The following is a 1,018-nucleotide window of genomic DNA, read 5'->3' as shown; positions in this document are numbered from 1 at the left end:
ACTCTGGAGAGAATGAACTTTCGACTACGGGGCTTTTACCCTATTCTGCGGACCTTTCCAGATCGCTTCGTCTAATTCATTCCTTTGTAACTCCGTATAGAGTGTCCTACAACCCCAAGAAGCAAGCTTCTTGGTTTGGGCTCTTCCCGTTTCGCTCGCCGCTACTCAGGGAATCGATGTTTCTTTCTCTTCCTCCGGATACTTAGATGTTTCAGTTCTCCGGGTCTGCCTCGTATACGCTATGTATTCACGTATACGTACTACCCTATTAAAGGTAGTGGGTTTCCCCATTCGGAAATCTCCGGATCAAAGCTTACTTACAGCTCCCCGGAGCATATCGGTGTTAGTGCCGTCCTTCTTAGGTTCCTAGTGCCAAGGCATCCGCCGTGCGCCCTTTCTAACTTAACCTAAAAATAAGTTCCAACAAAAGTTGTTCGTTATTTTTTTGATATGTGCAGCTATAAACAGCGATGTAAATAGACTACACGTAAAAAGGTATTGCATTCATGATTCTTGACTTGTTTCTTTGGTTACATGCACACCCATAAAGAATGCGTACATAACCTAATGTCGTTTTATCCAGTTTTCAAGGAACAAATATAATTCATTTAAAATAATTGGTGGAGCCTAGCGGGATCGAACCGCTGACCTCCTGCGTGCAAGGCAGGCGCTCTCCCAGCTGAGCTAAGGCCCCGAATTAGCGTTAATTATTTAAGTTAAATAACTCTACTTAAATAATGGGCCTAAGTGGACTCGAACCACCGACCTCACGCTTATCAGGCGTGCGCTCTAACCAGCTGAGCTATAGGCCCCTTTCGGGATTGTTATAAAAGAGTTGATGCCAACTCTGTTTTTCTGAAGACCAAAAAAATGAACCTTCAAAACTGAACGCAAAACGTCAAGGGTGAGAGAGAATATCTCTCGTTTTTGTAGACAAAGTCTACATTCCGAATGTTGACGTATCAACATATATCCTTAGAAAGGAGGTGATCCAGCCGCACCTTCCGATACGGCTACC

General features: G+C 44.0%; 2 tRNA genes and 1 rRNA gene (1 of these 3 cut by a window edge). All 3 read right to left on the bottom strand.

From position 1 onward, the window contains the following. Window positions 1-408: ribosomal RNA gene (locus ACXYMX_RS16965) — 23S ribosomal RNA — on the bottom strand; its annotated part reaches 946 nt to the left of the window's first position; the annotation flags it as partial. A 210-nt stretch (window positions 409-618) separates the two neighbouring features. Further along, window positions 619-694 (bottom strand) — tRNA-Ala (locus ACXYMX_RS16960). A gap of 44 nt (window positions 695-738) precedes the next feature. Then, window positions 739-812, bottom strand: a tRNA-Ile gene (locus tag ACXYMX_RS16955). Window positions 813-1,018 lie beyond the last annotated feature (206 nt).

The sequence above is a fragment of the Sporosarcina sp. CAU 1771 genome, from assembly GCF_054482775.1.
Note: the sequence above shows the minus strand (reverse complement) of the source record. Positions and strands in the feature narration are given on the sequence as shown.